The sequence below is a fragment of the Geobacillus sp. PLS 41 genome (genome assembly GCF_056494105.1).
The window spans coordinates 2455320-2471770 of record NZ_CM151395.1; the positions used below are offsets into that span (position 1 = coordinate 2455320).

General features: G+C 49.4%; 16 protein-coding genes, 1 other RNA gene and 1 pseudogene. All 18 read right to left on the reverse strand.

Features of this window, described 5'->3' with window-relative positions:
* Nucleotides 1–45: 45 nt before the first annotated feature.
* Entirely contained in the window at nucleotides 46–1305 is a 1260-nt protein-coding gene (gene ltrA / locus ACVX3G_RS12305; RefSeq protein ID WP_011230853.1) for a group II intron reverse transcriptase/maturase, read from the reverse strand.
* Between the two features lie 609 nt (nucleotides 1306–1914).
* Nucleotides 1915–2121, reverse strand: a complete 207-nt coding sequence (locus ACVX3G_RS12310) for a DUF6501 family protein (protein ID WP_014195730.1) — start codon at nucleotides 2119–2121, stop codon at nucleotides 1915–1917.
* A gap of 146 nt (nucleotides 2122–2267) precedes the next feature.
* Complete coding sequence (locus ACVX3G_RS12315) at nucleotides 2268–2462, reverse strand: NETI motif-containing protein (RefSeq protein ID WP_015374752.1); 195 nt, start codon at nucleotides 2460–2462, stop codon at nucleotides 2268–2270.
* A gap of 124 nt (nucleotides 2463–2586) precedes the next feature.
* Entirely contained in the window at nucleotides 2587–2736 is a 150-nt protein-coding gene (locus ACVX3G_RS12320) for a YflJ family protein (protein WP_011231104.1), read from the reverse strand.
* A gap of 156 nt (nucleotides 2737–2892) precedes the next feature.
* A pseudogene (locus tag ACVX3G_RS12325) lies at nucleotides 2893–3303 on the reverse strand (zinc ribbon domain-containing protein); the annotation flags it as partial.
* Nucleotides 3304–3500: 197 nt separating this feature from the next.
* The gene (locus ACVX3G_RS12330) at nucleotides 3501–4634 is read right to left on the reverse strand and encodes an IS4 family transposase (RefSeq protein ID WP_110107770.1); all 1134 of its coding nucleotides are present in this window, start codon (nucleotides 4632–4634) and stop codon (nucleotides 3501–3503) included.
* Nucleotides 4635–5017: 383 nt separating this feature from the next.
* Nucleotides 5018–5467 carry a hypothetical protein gene (locus tag ACVX3G_RS12335; protein ID WP_025039205.1) on the reverse strand — a complete coding sequence of 150 codons (450 nt, stop codon included), beginning with the start codon at nucleotides 5465–5467 and terminating at the stop codon, nucleotides 5018–5020.
* 190 nt (nucleotides 5468–5657) lie between these two features.
* Entirely contained in the window at nucleotides 5658–7601 is a 1944-nt protein-coding gene (locus ACVX3G_RS12340; RefSeq protein WP_014195725.1) for a hypothetical protein, read from the reverse strand.
* Complete coding sequence (locus tag ACVX3G_RS12345) at nucleotides 7594–7845, reverse strand: hypothetical protein (RefSeq protein ID WP_014195724.1); 252 nt, start codon at nucleotides 7843–7845, stop codon at nucleotides 7594–7596. The genes ACVX3G_RS12340 and ACVX3G_RS12345 overlap by 8 nt, the downstream gene beginning before the upstream one ends.
* 280 nt (nucleotides 7846–8125) lie before the next feature.
* Nucleotides 8126–9838: a DHA2 family efflux MFS transporter permease subunit gene (locus tag ACVX3G_RS12350; RefSeq protein WP_014195722.1), complete on the reverse strand. Its 1713-nt coding sequence runs from the start codon at nucleotides 9836–9838 to the stop codon at nucleotides 8126–8128.
* Nucleotides 9839–9848: 10 nt separating this feature from the next.
* The gene (locus ACVX3G_RS12355; RefSeq protein WP_014195721.1) at nucleotides 9849–10487 is read right to left on the reverse strand and encodes an HlyD family secretion protein; all 639 of its coding nucleotides are present in this window, start codon (nucleotides 10485–10487) and stop codon (nucleotides 9849–9851) included.
* Nucleotides 10488–10490: 3 nt separating this feature from the next.
* The gene (locus tag ACVX3G_RS12360; protein WP_011231100.1) at nucleotides 10491–10931 is read right to left on the reverse strand and encodes a MarR family winged helix-turn-helix transcriptional regulator; all 441 of its coding nucleotides are present in this window, start codon (nucleotides 10929–10931) and stop codon (nucleotides 10491–10493) included.
* Between the two features lie 203 nt (nucleotides 10932–11134).
* A non-coding RNA gene (gene ssrS / locus ACVX3G_RS12365) (6S RNA) lies at nucleotides 11135–11323 on the reverse strand.
* 63 nt (nucleotides 11324–11386) lie between these two features.
* Nucleotides 11387–12940, reverse strand: a complete 1554-nt coding sequence (locus tag ACVX3G_RS12370; protein WP_025039203.1) for an acyl-CoA carboxylase subunit beta — start codon at nucleotides 12938–12940, stop codon at nucleotides 11387–11389.
* A gap of 170 nt (nucleotides 12941–13110) precedes the next feature.
* Nucleotides 13111–13893: an enoyl-CoA hydratase gene (locus ACVX3G_RS12375; RefSeq protein ID WP_014195719.1), complete on the reverse strand. Its 783-nt coding sequence runs from the start codon at nucleotides 13891–13893 to the stop codon at nucleotides 13111–13113.
* A gap of 13 nt (nucleotides 13894–13906) precedes the next feature.
* The gene (locus ACVX3G_RS12380; RefSeq protein ID WP_014195718.1) at nucleotides 13907–14806 is read right to left on the reverse strand and encodes a hydroxymethylglutaryl-CoA lyase; all 900 of its coding nucleotides are present in this window, start codon (nucleotides 14804–14806) and stop codon (nucleotides 13907–13909) included.
* Between the two features lie 14 nt (nucleotides 14807–14820).
* A complete protein-coding gene (locus ACVX3G_RS12385) occupies nucleotides 14821–15033 on the reverse strand; it encodes an acetyl-CoA carboxylase biotin carboxyl carrier protein subunit (protein ID WP_014195717.1) in 213 nt (70 codons plus the stop codon).
* Nucleotides 15034–15055: 22 nt separating this feature from the next.
* The gene (gene accC / locus ACVX3G_RS12390) at nucleotides 15056–16408 is read right to left on the reverse strand and encodes an acetyl-CoA carboxylase biotin carboxylase subunit (protein ID WP_014195716.1); all 1353 of its coding nucleotides are present in this window, start codon (nucleotides 16406–16408) and stop codon (nucleotides 15056–15058) included.
* Nucleotides 16409–16451: the final 43 nt, after the last annotated feature.

Genomic DNA, 16451 nt, shown 5'->3' on the forward strand with positions numbered 1-16451 from the left:
TCCTCTCACACCACCGTACGTACCGTTCGGTATACGGCGGTTCCATTAAGTCTGACGCAGAGATTCATATCGTTGATAAAGACTCTTCAGCCCTTGGCTCTCCCAATAGGAGTTGCCAAGGGCTTTATGCAGGATGGGACTGGCGGCCACTCTCCAATATTTCTTCCGAGTGTTTCCCCATTCATATGCTTTCTGCTTGGGCACTCCTAAACTTTGCAGTTTTCGGACTCTGGTTCTCGGAAGTTTCCACTCTTTCCATTGGCACATGCGCAGCCTTCGTCGAATCCATCCATCTAGTTCTTTGAACACACTTGGGGTCTCTGCTAGCGAAAAGTATCCACACCATCCCAGAATGTATTGATTGAGCTGTTCGATTCGTTCGGGCATGGGAATCGGTTTCGATCGGCTCGTCATGGTGCGTATCCTTTGCTTCATGCGCCGAATGCTTTCCTTTGCAATTCGGATTTTTGGCTCCTTACTTGGGGTGAAGCTAAAACCGAGGAATTTTCTCCTCCACGGACGATCCACTGCCGATTTGGTTTCGTTGACTTTCAGCCGGAGTTTCTTTTCGATGAATGCCGTGATCGATTTCATCACCCGTTCCCCGGCCTTCTTCGTCCTTACGTAGATATTGCAGTCATCCGCATACCGTACAAACTTGTGCCCTCGTTTTTCCAATTCTTTGTCCAGCTCATCCAGGAGAATGTTGGACAGGAGTGGACTGAGCGGCCCTCCTTGTGGAGTCCCCTCTTGTGTTTCCATGACCACCCCGTTGATCATGACCCCTGCCTGTAGATACTTCCGTATCAACTTTAGGAGGATTTTGTCTGGAATTCGTTTCGCTAATATCCCCATCAGTTTGTCATGGTTGACTCGATCAAAGAACTTTTCCAAGTCGATATCTACCACCCATGTATATCCTTCCTGAATATACTGCTTCGCCTTTTTCACCGCGTCGTGTCCTCTTCGACCGGGACGAAACCCGTAGCTGTGTTCCGAAAAGGATGGGTCAAAGATCGGCGTGAGCACTTGGGCGATGGCCTGTTGGATGAACCGGTCTGTCACGGTCGGGATTCCTAGTAACCTGACTCCTCCGTTCGGTTTCGGGATTTCGACCCGTCGGACCGGGCAAGGTTCGTAGGTCCCTTCTTCTAAAGCGTGCCGTATCGCGTCCCAATGTTCCACGAGGTGTCTTCGCAGGTCTTTGACGGACATTCCATCGGTTCCATGGGACCCTTTATTCTTTTCCACTTGTTTGAGTGCTCGCAGGAGATTCTCCCGTGACATTACCTGTTTCATCCACATTCCGATTCTTCCTCTCTACGTGAACGGTCCGTTCTATTTGTGCCATCTTCTTCTCCACCCTCTTGAGGTTCCCCATGGACTTCACCATTTCCCCCCTCAAGCAGGCCCTTTCGGGTTATCTGCTTCATCAAAGAAGATGAACGCCTAGTGGCCGTTCTCCTTCATGGTTCGGTCCTTCCCCTTCTATCTAAGCTAGACGGGTACTATGACCTCTGCTGACTTCTGTCCGTTCAGCGTTGGATCGCTCCAACGGTTGCCAAGCGCACTTGGCTTCCCGGACAGACCTCCCCGGGTAAGAGTGCAGTCTTTCCTTCCATCCATCTGCTTCATTTACTCGGTATCACCTTCGGCAGAAAGGGCTTCGTTTTGTCGTGCAAACTCACCCAATGATACCCAGCCTCCTATGAAGTTCGTGTTCCTCAGACCGGAAGTTTGCCGCCCGCTTCCTTCAGATTCTGCGTCGCCGCAGACACCCTTGCGTTAAGCTAACTGCTACTTCTGCCTTCGCAGTTCGGGACTTTCACCCTATAGACTGCACCCATGCCGGGCGCACACGAAAAAACGGATGCCCTGTTTTGGACATCCGTTTTTTCTTGGTGATTGGCGCGATCATTTGACTTCCTCAAAATAATCTTTGTAAAACCCGCCGACTTTTCCGCTGTTGTCAATGACAAAATAAAACTCGTCGGTTTCGTTTTTTACTTCATATACTTTGCCCGGCGTCAATACATTGCTGACCATGTACTTTTCCGCGTTCGTGTGAACGCACTTTACTTTTTTGATCGTCGGCCGGGTCGCCCATGTGTGATGAATCATGGCGTCATCTCCTTCTCTTTATATTTTTCCCCTTCTTTATTGTAGCGACCCGGACAACCGGCTGCAACGTCCCATTCGCCATTTGCCGCTATGGCCGACGCCTCAAATCGTTGGCGGCGGCGGGCAACCGTGCTAACGACCTGTTGCTACGGCTCATCGCGCACCCCCTCAAATTCGATGATGCGCCCGCACGGCTCAACCATCGTTTCGCCGTTCGTTTCCACTTCGCGGAAAATTGGCTGCTCGATGCGGCGGACAGGGCGGTAGCCTTCCTGTTTCATTCGCGCTAAACAGGCGGCGATCGTTTCCCCTTCCGCTACAGTAAACCGTTTTTTCTTCATCGCTTTCCTGGCCAAAGAGGCGCGCCCTCCCTCCTCCCACTAGAAATGTTGACATATCAAGGCTTCACGGCCTTTCCTTATAACTATTGTACCTCAAAAAAGAAGCCGGATCGCTTCATCCGGTTCAGCATGTTTTCTGCACATATTTTCGGTACAGCCCGTACAGCTCCGCCGCCTTGTACGTTTCAATTTTTTTCCGTCCAACCGGATGACGGGCGATGCCCGCCTTTTTCAACTCAGCCACAAGCCATCCTTTCGAGCCGAAATGCGCCATGGCGCTCCCCCCCCTCTTTTGTCATCCGCTTGTCTTTATGATGTATATGTGTGCAAAAAGGGAGCAAGAACATTGTTGTCCATATGGCGTGAACTACCCCCACTTAATTTTCTAGCGAAAATTTGAAGTGGGGGCTTCCAAAGAAGTTTGACTGCTTCAAGCAATCCTTATTCTTTGAGGCGTGTCCACTTCGCCGCTAGAGCATAAGACACTCAGGTCTACAGCTTTACTTTTCTTTAAGATGTTTAATGCGCCATTGACATCAGCATTAATTAGTTTGCCAGACTTTGTTCGATACAAGCCGCGCTTAATACGTTTGCCGCTGAACTTATATTCTTTTGGATTGTCGGCATTATATTCAGGAATCTCATCGCCGTCAAAAAAGCTGGCTTGAGACGTATAGGATTCTTCCTGTTTCAAGAATTCAATGCCGTAAAATTCACAAAGATATTCTAGTTTTTCTTTTATGTTACCGAGAGGAATATTGACAAAGTTTTGATTTGTCTTTTTTCCTAGATTAATATTGCGTTGCCATGTTTCCGCATAGCCAATGACAAGTTTGCCAATTTACAATCCGACGTTGTACATGTTCTTGGCAATATGGCACAGTTCTCGAAGAGTCAAGTATTCTTCTTTGGTCAAACCATTTAGCTGTTGTTTGATACAAAAATACATTTTTTCACCTCCCATCTAACTATATTATACTATATTTTACTGAATCTATCCTATTTTCAGCAAAATATAGTTAAGGCCACGAGTGTTGATTATCCAAAATTATACATACGCCTTCCATAAATTTGGGCATACTCAAACAAAGCAGCGGCCATCCCGGATTTCCAATCGAGAGGAAGCTGCCCAGAGAAAAAACGGCGAACGAACGAAATGAAGGAAAGAGAGACGTTCGTCTGTTTTTTGGTTTGATCATACAGCCATCGCAGCAACACATACGCGATGAACGCCGCAAACAGCTGATTGTATACCGCATTTTCCGTCGTGCCAAACAAGGTCGGGACATTCAGATATTGCTTCACCCAACGGAAAAAGACCTCAACAGTCCAACGTTGTTGGTACATGTCGGCAATGGTTTCCGCAGACGCATGGAAGAGGTTCGTCACGACCCGAATGTCGCGGCCATTCGCATCTCGAAAGATCACCACCCGGTGACGCTTGGTGGAGCGGCATTGTTTCGTCCCCAACTGGCACGTGAAGTCGGCTTGAACCGATGAGGATGTGCTGGAAAGGCGTTTCAAGCTTTTTTTCTGATGAAGTTCGATGTTGTCCTTCATCCGAATGACAAAGAGCTGATGCTGCTCCACAAATCGATCGAGGCGTTCGATTTTGAAATACGCCCGGTCTTCCACCAGCACTTGTTGAGCGTTCGTCAACTGTTCTCCCACCGGGCCATCATGACGCAGTCCGATGGTTTCCACCACGTCTGCCGGCAACGAGGATTCCGGCGAATACGCGACGTGCAGCTTCACTCCGGCGCGTTCGCCGTGATACGGCGCCCATGGCAGGCGGTTTTTCCCGACCGTGACGGTCGTCGAATCCACCACCCGAAGCGGTTTGGGAAACCGAAGCGAACGGCGGGTTTGGCGGTTGCACTTGGAAATGATCAACGCCAACAAGCGTTTCATGATGTCATAGGGAACGTCTTTCGCTTTCTTGGATACTGTGGAATAATGGAATCGCGGCAATCCATACAGAGGCCCCACATCGGCTCCGTGGCGAAAGCTTTTCCATTGATGCATGGCGGCCAGCAGGAAGAAGTGAATCCACTCGCGCAACGTAAAGGTTCGAGACGAATCACGATCCCCAACCGCTTCGGCAATCAGTTGAATCTCTTCATCCGAAACAAGTTTTTGCATCAAATTCGGGAGTGTGGTATGCTTGTTCATAGAGAGCACCTCCTGGGTTTGTTTGTGTCGCTACTCACATTCTACAGGAAAGGTGCTCTTTTTTCTATACCCTTTGGATTTTATTGGATAATCAACACGCCTGAGTTAAGGCGATTCATCTCCCACTTACTCCGCTTCGCTTCGTTGAAGTGGGAGTCTTCTCGCCTAATTAAGATAAAACAAAAAAAGAAGCGGCTTCTGCTAACGGGTTCGGTTCAGAAGTACAAAATCAAAAAAAACAGTACAAATAACAGCGTAATTAGCACAAAATTCGAACTAAATTTAACAAGGTAAAAAGCACATTAAAACGCTTGGGTTTATTCCAAGCGTTTTAAACTAAAATTATATTGACTTGTTAAATCAAGACTGTTACTAAAAGGTTACTACCGTACTTCAATTACAAAGGCATAACTTGAATCTCCCTTTTCCCATCTTGCTGAAACATCATACACATAAACACCTTTTTCTTTTGGTAATAGTATCACATTATCATTTATTGGAACATTTTCTGTTTTTATATTTGTAAGCCATCTATTTACTACTAATGTATTTTCTTTAGGCTCGTCTTTGAATTCTATTTTCAATTGGGAATTTGGTGGTACAACCACAGGTTTTAGTTCTTGATTTTTAATGAGTTCTGGCGGAGAACTTGTATCAGCACAAACAGAATTAAGTAATCCATTCCAACAATACGAACCTTGTGTCACTTCTACCTTTTTTTCTCCAACAGTTATGGTTGGTAAAGGTGGTTTAGCACTAAATAGTCCAATAACAAAATAACCACCAATGCCTAACACAATTAATACTAATAATGGAATTAAAAACTTTTTCATACACTTCCCTCCTCGTGGGTTAATTTTCCCTTTGCTAATTTTCTAAGTAATCTATATATTTAGTTTAACATAAAATACTAAAATCCTTAAAAAGGATTTCGTCAAAAAATATTGATATTTCAACAAAAATAAAAAACCAAATCGTATGGTGATTTGGTCTTATAAAATATCAAATCCCTTTCAATTATGGTTATTGCATATAAATTATTTCTTTTAAATCAAATCGTTTTTTTGCAATGCCTAATCGTTGAGCAGGTGTTCCTACTGTCTCTTTTGTTTTGTATGCTAAACAAAAATTGTAGTAAGTCCGAAGTATGGTAAGAGCCATTTGAGCATACTTTGGGTTAAAGTTTGAATAGATATAGCTTTTTCCGTCACCACGAGCTGTTGTCAATGGTCTTTCTAAAATAGATAGCCGTCTTCGAATGTGCTGGATAAAGGTATTCGTGGCGTTGTCATTCACATTTAAAACAAGATTGGCAATGTCCTTCGGTTCGAATGATGAAAGATTGGTTGTACAATCAACCCATCGAAATCCTCTGTCAATTGTCGCAAGCGGATGTTCAATCGGATTATCAGCGTATTCATAATGACTGCTGCCATCTGAAATGACTTTTTTATGAAATTGGTGTGTATGAAATAATTCTTCCAGTTTTAGAAAAGCCAATTTTCGCAAAGACTTTGTATCATAACCAGAGTTAATTCCCCAGTTGATTAAATCCACTCTTGCTTGAACAAATTCCTCACGAGCTTGTTTCCGAGATTTTGTTTTATCCGTTTGACAAAGAAAATGGTGGGCATCAGATAAGCGAATTTCTTTGGCAAATACACGATAAAGGGAAGTCATCAATGAATTGTCTTTATCTGTCACAAAACGCCACTCTGAAGCCTTTACAAGCTGTTTAATAAGCCAATAATGAGCAATCGTTGTATAAGTTGAATTAATGTGTAATCCATCAATATACTTGGCTCTGTGTTCAATTTTATCTAATTCGGCTTGATACTCGACATAAGTTTGTGTGTCATTTTTAGACGGAGGCATCGGATAATGAGAATATTTCGGAATGCGAGCGTGTTTCTTGGCAAATTCATTTAGGTGGTCTTCTTTTAAAAGAACGGTATCAAGGGCAATATCCCTCAATGAAATATCCCAATCAAATGCCACATCGCTTCGGAACACATACCTTGAGAATAAATCGGCAGTAATCACCACATTGGTTGGGAATTGACTTTCCTCTAAATCATCATACTGGCTGCCACCCATTCCTTTTTTCCGAACATTGTTGAGGAAATAGGTCATTTTATCGGTATTGAGCCATATTTCTTTAAACTGCATATTTTGAAGCGGTTTTGTTTCGTGCCGTTCCAAAAACTCCAAACATCTTCGATAAACAAATTCTAATTTATCGTAATAGGTACCTCTCCCAATTTCCAAAAGTTCGCAAGTTCTGGTAATCGGAACCCGACTTAACAATAACTTTGTAAACCAAAGAAGAATATCACTTCGTTTTTGATTGTATGTGATAGATTGCTTACGGTTAGGTAATACATTGGTAAACTTCTTGCACGTCTTACATTGCCATCTTTGTGATTTACCTGTGCTTTTTCCACGTTTATAGAATGCCTTTGGTTCGTTAAAAGGCGTACAATCTTCCGCAATACAACAATCTTTATGAAATTGATAATCGGGTTCAACATCTTGGATACTGTTGATTCTGATTAATCGTTCAATTTCTTGTGCGATAGACCAATTCGATAGTGTTATGGCGTGGCAGTCCAAAGTAGCTCCTTTTGTTAGATTAATTGGGTCTGGATTGCATTTAATGGTTTTGTCCGTTCCAGTTCCTGATAATTTATACCGACTTGGTTTCCCTTTTGTTTCAAATCTTTCTTGAGGAAGACCGTGCCACTTACAATACGGATTGGAACAATGATTGTATTGAATTTTGTAGATGTTTCCGTTCCAAGTGAATTCAGTTGGTTTGAACAGTAAATCTTTGTATTTAGTTCCGAACTGCTTTGGTGTTAACAATTCGTAATCTTTTGTTCTTTCTGCTGTTTCTGCCATCGAAACAGGGGAATGTACATTCACAAGATTATCTTCTTTGGTAGCCAATCTCTTTAATTTAGCCAAAGTTATCGCTCTCCAATAAATATTCGATTTCCAGTTGTTTTACAATTCTTTTGTTATTTCGTTTTTTGCTAATCCATTTGATGAAATCTTTATCTTCTAACAAGTTGAGAAGAAATGTATCAACAACTTCGCTTTCCGTGTACTCAGTGTATTCTGAATAGGTTTTTATAATCGCTCTTACTCGCTCAGAAATAAGCCAATCAACACGACTCGCATTGTTATTTTTGGGCTTAATAAACTTCATTTTATTTACACCTCGCAATAAAAATCGTCATACATTTAGTATGTCCAATTAGCATCAATTTTAACACATATTTGGAATACTGTCTGTTGGTCAGCAGTCACTTGCTAATTAAGATGCTAATTATAATGCGATTAATGGTCATAAATTAAATAAAACATTGATATATCAAGAAACAAAAGGGAGTCCATTTCATATGCGAATTGGACTCCCTTTTGTATTACTTTTTTTAATTTTGTACTCAACAACCGAACCCGTTAGGCTTCTGCGCCGCTTCCTTTGTTTACGCTGATGGCGATTTATGCTTTTTTCCCTTTAAGAAAAACGCCATCATTAACGCCAATACCGTCAAGCCGGTGGCGACGAAAAAGGCGTCGTTGATCCCCTCGACCGTTGACTGTTGCTGCACAAGTCCATACAACAGCTGAGCGATCGCCTCATCACTTGGGATGGCCTGTTTCAGTTGGCCGACAAGGCTCATGAACAACGGATTGTTTTCCGTCATTTCATTGCGATAAGCTTCCACATGGAATTTCGTCCGGTTGGACATGATCGTCACCAAAAACGCCGTCCCGAGCGAAGCAGCCACTTGGCGAATCGTATTCGACATCGCCGTGCCGTGGCTGTACAGATGGCGCGGCAAGGCGTTTAACCCTTCGGTCATAATCGGCATCCCGAGCATCGACATGCCGAACATGCGGAAAATGTAAAGCCAAATCAACTGGCTGTATGGCGTATCCATCGTCAGCTTGCTGAATTCCCACGTCGTCACGGCGGTGATGATCAAGCCAACGATAGCGAGCATCCGCGCGCCGATGCGGTCAAACACCCAACCAGAGATCGGCGACATCACCGCCATGACGATCGCCCCCGGCAGCAACAGCAAACCGGCATCGAGCGGCGTAAAGCCGCGCAAGTTTTGCAAATACACCGGAAGCAAGACCATGGCGGCAAACATCGCCATGTTAATGACCGAACCGATGACGGTCGCCAACGTAAACACTGGGTAGCGGAACACACGGAAATTGAGCACCGGATGCTCCGAGCGCAGCGAACGCCATGTGAACATGATGAGGAACAAGGCGCCGATGACAAGCGAAACAACCACTTCCGTCTCGCCCCATCCTTTGCTTCCGGCCTCGCTGAAGCCATACAGAACGCCGCCAAACCCGATCGTGGAGTAGACCGCCCCTTGCACGTCCAGCACTGGATTGCCTTTACGCGGCGTATGTTTCAGCCAGACGGAGGCAAGCACAATGTCTAAAATCGCGATCGGCAACACGACGTAAAACAACAGCCGCCATGTATAATGTTCAACGATCCAGCCAGACAGCGTCGGCCCGACCGCCGGCGCAAACATCATGGCGATTCCGACCGTTCCCATGGCCACCCCGCGGCGTTCCGGCGGGAAAATCGACAACATAATGACCATCATCAGCTGCATAATAATGCCGGCCCCGACCGCTTGTGTCAACCGCCCCGTGAGCATGACGGCAAACGACGGAGCGATCGAGCAGACAAACGCGCCGATGGCGAAAAACGACATGCCCGATAAAAACAACCGTTTCGCTGGAAACTTGGCGATTAAAAACGGGCTGATCGGGATGAGCACTCCGTTGACGAGCATATAGCCGGTCACGAGCCATTGAATCGTCGACGTTTCCACGTTGAAATCTTGCATCATATGCGGCAAGGCGACGTTGATCAACGTTTGATTCAAAATGGCGACAAACGCACCAAGCATGACCGTCGCCACAACCTTGCCGCGGCTGCCGATATCCCCAAGGCCGCCTTGACCGGCTGGAGCGGCCGGACGCCCATCCGTTCCTGTCGACGGCTCTGCTTTCGTTTCCGCTAACGGTTGAGCGTTGGCTTCCGCCGCTTCATCTGCCGCCTTCACCGCGGCTGAAGCCGGCTTGCGGCGGCGCAGCGCGATGTTGACCGCCGCCAAGACCAAAACGGCAAACACAATATAACCAATGACAAATGCTGTCATCCTCAATCACCTACTTATGGATGCGGACGGTGACGTTCATGCCCGGCACAAGTCCGGCTCCGCTGTAATTGTCAATGGAAATCGTAACGGGAATCACTTGGGTCACTTTCGTGTAGTTGCCGGTCGCATTGGAACTTGGCAACAGGCTGAACGTATTCGCTGTCGCGTTGCCGATTTTTTCGACTTTGCCGCTGAATTTGCGATCCGGATACGCATCGACATAAATATCGACGTCTTGCCCGATTTTCACGTCTTCAATATCCGTCTCTTCAATATTCGCCGTCACCCACAAATCGTTCAAATCAAACCCGCGGGCCAGCGGCATCCCCGCGGCGACAAACGAGTCCTTGACTGCGTTTTGCTGCACGATCGTCATCCGATGCGGCACTGTCACCGGAATCGTTGTTTTGCCGTCAAACACCTCGCCGATTTCTTCCCCAGCTGAGAAGGTTTTTCCCGTGTCGCCCCGCCAGGATGTCAGCTTCCCGGACAGCGGCGCAGCGACGGAGATGACCTGGCCGTCGATGCGGGCGTTGTCCGTTTTAATGTAGTTCGTTGCTTCATTCACATAGTAGTAGGCGGCAAAGCCTCCACCGACAAGCAAAATGAGCACAATGATGTTCAGCGCAACCAATCGTTTCACGTTCACCGTCTATTCCTCCCCGAGTAAAATCGCTTTAATTTTTTCATGAAGATGCAAAAACTGTTCAATCTCCTCTGGAGAGACGAGTTCTTGAATGCGGCCAAGCCGCCGGCGCAGCACCGACTGCTCGCCAAACGCTTCCGACACCGTCTCTTTTCCTTTTTCCGTCAAACTCAAAATGACCGCGCGCCGATCTTGCTTCGACGGCTCTCGGACAACAAGGCCGGCGCCGACGAGCCGGTCAACCGTGCCGCTGACATTGCTGTTGCTTAAGTTTAATTTTTCCGCCAAGTCATTCAGGCGAATATGCTCTTTTTTCAGCAGCGTATATAAGACGATCAGCTGCACCTCTGTCACCCCGACGCGGGCGGCGTCCTCGCGGATGAGGCGATAAAGCGCCTTTTGCGTCCGGAAGACAGCGTACATGATGTCCCGGCTGATCCCTTCCATTCATCCCCCCTCCTTGCCTCATCTTTCTTGTTGGAATAGTTTCAATACGAATTATTCCTGCACGAAATATGATTATAACATGAAAACAGGGAAAATCAACTATATTGTTTCATGTCTTTTTGAGAAAACATACGCAACGAAAAAAGAGTCCAACCGGATGTTTTGCATCCAGTTGGACTCTTTTGCCAACTCCTCATTCGTGAATCCGCGCCGCTGTTGCCGTTGGCTGAATGCAGTTTCTCAACCACGCTCCACCAGGTGGGTGTTCGCAGAAGCGTTCCTGTCGTCCCCGCAGACGAATAAGGGGCATGACATTCCCGCTTCAATGTAGAACTCCCTTTTGATTGCCATCGGTTGAAACTTCATTCTACAACGCACAACGCAGCAGCGGATTGGTGATTATTATCATACACAATCTTTCTTCGTTTGACAAGGGGGACGTTTATCCAGTTTTTTCAAACCGGATACACCCCGTGTTTCCGCTCGGAAAAGACCATATATTTGGACATATACGCGGCAAACCGCCGGATGAGTTCGTCGCGCAAGTCGTTCGGCGCGACGATGCCATCAACGACCAATTCAGAAGCGAGCCGGTAGATATCGATGTCGCGCCGGTATTCCTCGCGTTTTTGTTCGACAAACGCCGGCCGCTCTTCCGGCGGCAGCTCGGCGATTTTGTTCGCATAAACGGCGTTGACGGCCGCCTCCGGCCCCATGACGGCGATTTGCGCGTTCGGAAGCGCGAGGCAGCAGTCCGGTTCAAACGCCGGGCCGGCCATGGCATACAACCCGGCGCCGTACGCTTTGCGGACGATGACCGAGATCTTCGGTACGGTGGCTTCCGCCATGGCGGCGATCATTTTCGCCCCATGGCGGATGATGCCGGCCCGCTCGACCTTCGTGCCGATCATAAAGCCAGGGACGTCGGCCAAAAACAGAAGCGGGATATGGAACGCGTCGCAAAGCGTGATGAATTTCGCCGCTTTATCAGCCGAATCGTGGAACAATACGCCGCCTTTGACGCGCGGCTGGTTGGCGATGATGCCGATCGGCTGGCCGTTAAGGCGCGCCAGTCCCGTAATGATTTCCGGCGCAAACAGTTTTTTGATTTCGCAAAACGATCCTTCGTCAATGATTCGCTCAATCAAATCATACATGTTGAACGGCGCATTTTGGTTTTCCGGCAAAATGTCTTCGATCGTTTTGTCGAACGATTTCGGCGGCTTCGCCTCGACCACCGGCGGTTTTTCGCCGTAATGGGACGGAAAATATGACAAATAACGGCGCGCATAGGCAATCGCTTCTTCTTCGGTTTTCACGAGCACGTCGCCGCAGCCGGAGACGGTGCAATGCATGCGAGCGCCGCCCATCTCTTCGAGCGTGACTTTTTCCCCAATCACCATTTCCGCCATGCGCGGCGAGCCCAAGTACATCGAGGCGTTGCCCTCGACCATGATGACGATGTCGCAAAACGCCGGAATATAAGCGCCGCCGGCTGCTGACGGGCCAAACAACAGGCACACTTGCGGCACTTTGCCGGACAGCTTCACCTCATTGTAAAAAATGCGCCCTGCCCCGCGCCGGCCGGGAAACATTTCGAGTTGGTCCGTAATGCGGGCGCCGGCCGAGTCCACCAAATAAATGATCGGGCAGCGCAGTTTTTCCGCTGTCTCTTGAATGCGGATGATTTTTTCGACGGTGCGCGCTCCCCATGAGCCGGCTTTGACCGTCGAATCGTTCGCCATCACGCAGACGGTGCGGCCGTTGATTTTGCCGATCCCGGTCACCACCCCGTCAGCCGGCAGGCCATCCGCCAAACAGTTGGCAAACAAGCCGTCTTCCACTTCCAAGCCATCGTCAAGCAGCAAATTCAGCCGCTCGCGGACAAACAATTTCCCTTGGGCCGCATTTTTTTCATGATATTTTGGCGCCCCGCCTTTCTTGATTTCCGCCGCTCTTTTCTCCAGCTCCGCTGCGAGCGTGTCTTGCTGATTGGCTGTTTCCTTCATCTCTTTGTTTCCCCTCCTTGTTTTGATAGATCTTGCTGTTCCATCCCGCTTGTTCGGCTGGAGCAAGGTTGGATGCCGTGTTTTATTTATCGCTGTGAAAAGGCCGATGCGGCGCAAGCGCTCCGTGCGGCTTCCTCCTTCCAAACCGCCCCCTCCTTGTCCAAGCGGGCTTACTCGCCTTTGTACACCGGCTTCCGCTTTTCTTTAAACGCCTGCAATCCTTCCAACCGGTCTTTCGTCGGAATGGTCGCCTCATAGGCGAGCTGCTCAATCGCGAGGCCCGTCTCCAAATCAACGTTGAATACGCTTTGGATCGCCCGTTTCGCCTGACGGACGGCTATCGGCGCATTGTCAGCGATTTGCTGCGCGAGACAAAGCGCACGCTCCATCAGCTCGGCGCGCGGCACGGCGTATTCGACAAGGCCGATTCGCTCGGCTTCCTGCGCTGTAATCCGTTTGGCGGCAAAAATCAACTCTTTCGCTTTGCCGAGGCCGACAAGGCGCGGCAGCCGCTGCGTCCCCCCCGCTCCCGGAATGATGCCGAGCGACGTTTCCGTCAGCCCGAGCTGGATATCGTCGGCGGCAAACCGGATGTCGCAGGCGAGCGCCAGCTCAAGCCCCCCGCCAAAGGCCGAGCCGTTTAACGCGGCAATGACCGGCTGCGGCACTTTCTCGACCTCGTTGATCGTTTTGCTGATTAAAGCGACGGCCTGACGGACTTCGGTTTCGTTCATCCCTGCCCGCTCTTTCAAATCGGCTCCGGCGCAAAACACTTTGTCTCCGGCCCCGGTCAAAATGACGACGCGCACGTCTTTTTGAAATTTGATTTCTTGCAAAAGCGCACCAAGCTCCAACAAAAGCGCTCTAGAAAGCGCGTTGGCTGCTTCCGGGCGGTTTAATGTCACAATGGCGATGCCGTTTTCTTGTGTTTCAAACGATACAAGTGCGCTCACGTTTTCTCCCCCCTTATGATCCAACCGTTTGCAAATACCGGCTCGAAAGCGGGCGGCCGATTTTGTCGCGGATAAACAACGCCGCTTTCGTCAGCTGCTCGACATCGATGCCGGTTTCAATCCCCATGCCGTGAAGCATATATACTAAATCATCAGTGGCGACGTTTCCCGACGCTCCGGGAGCGTACGGACAGCCGCCAAGGCCGCCAAGCGAGCTGTCAAACGTCGTAATGCCCATCTCCATCGACACCAAAATGTTGGCAAGCGCCGTTCCTCTTGTATCATGGAAATGCATGGCAATCCGTCCGGCCGGAAAGCGGCGAAGCACCTCAGCAAGCACGTCCTCCACTTGCTTGGGCGTCGCGACGCCGATCGTATCGCCAAGCGACAGTTCGTCAACCCCCATCGCCAACAACCGATCCGCCACCATCAGCACTTGATCGACGGCAACTGCCCCTTCATACGGGCAGCCAAAGACGGTGGAAACGTAGCCGCGCACCGTTTTGCCTGCTTGTTTTGCCGTTTGCACGACCGCTTCCAGCACCGGAAATGTGGCAGCGATCGTTTTGTTAATATTTTTTTGGTTGTGCGTTTCGCTCGCTGACATAAAGACGCCGACTTCGTCAATCCCCGCGGCCAACGCCCGCTCAAGCCCTCTTTCGTTCGGCACGAGCGCCGCATACGTGACGCCGGCTTTTCGGCCGATGCCGGCTGCGACCTCAGCGGCATCGGCGAGCTGCGGGATCCATTTCGGATGGACGAAGGAAGTCACCTCAATGTACGACAGCCCCGTTTCGGACAATAAGTTGATCCACGCGATTTTATCGGCGGTCGCGATCGGCGCTGCTTCGTTTTGCAGGCCGTCGCGCGGGCCGACTTCTTTGATCGTCACCTTTGCCGGCCATCGGCTCATGCTCTGCTCCCCCTTTATTCAATCTCGACAAGCACGTCGCCTTCGTTTACGAAATCTCCTTCCTGCACGTGGATGTGCTTCACGACGCCGGACGCCTCAGCCGCAATCGGAATCTCCATTTTCATCGATTCTAAAATGATGACATCTTGGCCTTCTTCTACATGATCCCCGACAGCCACCAATAATTTCCATACACTTCCAGCCATTGTTGCCGTTACTTGGGTCATCGTGTCTTCCTCCGTTTCTGCTTCATTTTGCTTTTGCTGGCTTCCAATGCTTCGAAAGGAAATCGGTCGTCGTATCCCCCGCTTGAAACGCCGGATGGGACAACACGGCCTCAAGCAGCGGAATGTTCGTTTTAATCCCTTCCACGCGATAGTGTCGAAGCGCTTCGAGCAAGCGTTCAATCGCCGTTTGCCGATCCGGTCCTTTGGCGATTAGTTTGGCGATCATCGGATCATAAAACGGCGTAACCGCGGCGCCGCTTTGAACCGCCGTTTCATGACGAATCCATTCGCCTTGTGGGGCGGAAAACGCCGTAATGCGGCCGGGCGACGGGTAAAACGTGTTCGGGTCTTCGGCATAAATGCGCACTTCAATGGCGTGACCGTCGCGGCGAATCTCTTCTTGTTTATAGCGGAGCGGCTCGCCGGCGGCGATGCGCAGCTGCTCTTCGACGATGTCGATGCCGGTGATTTCTTCTGTCACCGGGTGCTCGACTTGCAGCCGAGTGTTCATCTCAAGAAAATAAAAATTTTTCTGTTCATCGACGAGAAATTCAATGGTACCGGCATTTGCATAACCGATGTAACGCGCAGCCCGCACCGCCGCCTCCCCCATCTTCCGCCGCGTCTCTTCATCCAAAAACGGCGACGGCGCCTCTTCGACCACCTTTTGATGGCGGCGCTGGATCGAACACTCGCGCTCCCACAAGTAGACGCAGTTGCCGTAGGAATCAGCGAGCAGCTGAATTTCAATATGGCGCGGGCGATCGATATATTTTTCGATATACATCGTCCCGTCGCCGAAAAACGAAGCCGCCCGTTTTTGGCTCCCTTCAAACGCTTGGCGCAGCTCGGCTTCGTCGCGGGCGATATGCATGCCGATGCCGCCGCCGCCGGCTGACGCCTTCAGCATGACTGGATACCCAATCGAAGCCGCCGCTTTGGCCGCTTCATCGGCGCTATCAAGCGCAAAGGAGACGCCTGGGACGATCGGCACGCCGGCTTGTTCCATCGTCCGCCGCGCTTCGATTTTGCTGCCCATCGCCGCGATGACGTCCGCCTTCGGACCGATGAAGACGATTCCTTCTTCCTCGCAGCGGCGGGCAAACGCTGGATTTTCCGACAACAGCCCGTAGCCGGGATGGATCGCCTCCGCTTTCGCCGTTTTGGCAACCTCTATGATTTTTTCGATATTTAAATAGCTTTCCGCGACGCGCGGCTTGCCGATCAAATACGCCTCATCCGCGAGCGAGACGTGGAGCGAATCCGCATCCGCTTCGGAATAGACGGCGACGGTCCGGATGCCGAGCTTTTGGCACGTGCGGATGATGCGGACGGCGATTTCGCCGCGGTTGGCAATCAATACTTTCGAAAACATCGTCTCACCCTTTCACGAAAACTGAGAATGCCGCCGGGCGGAC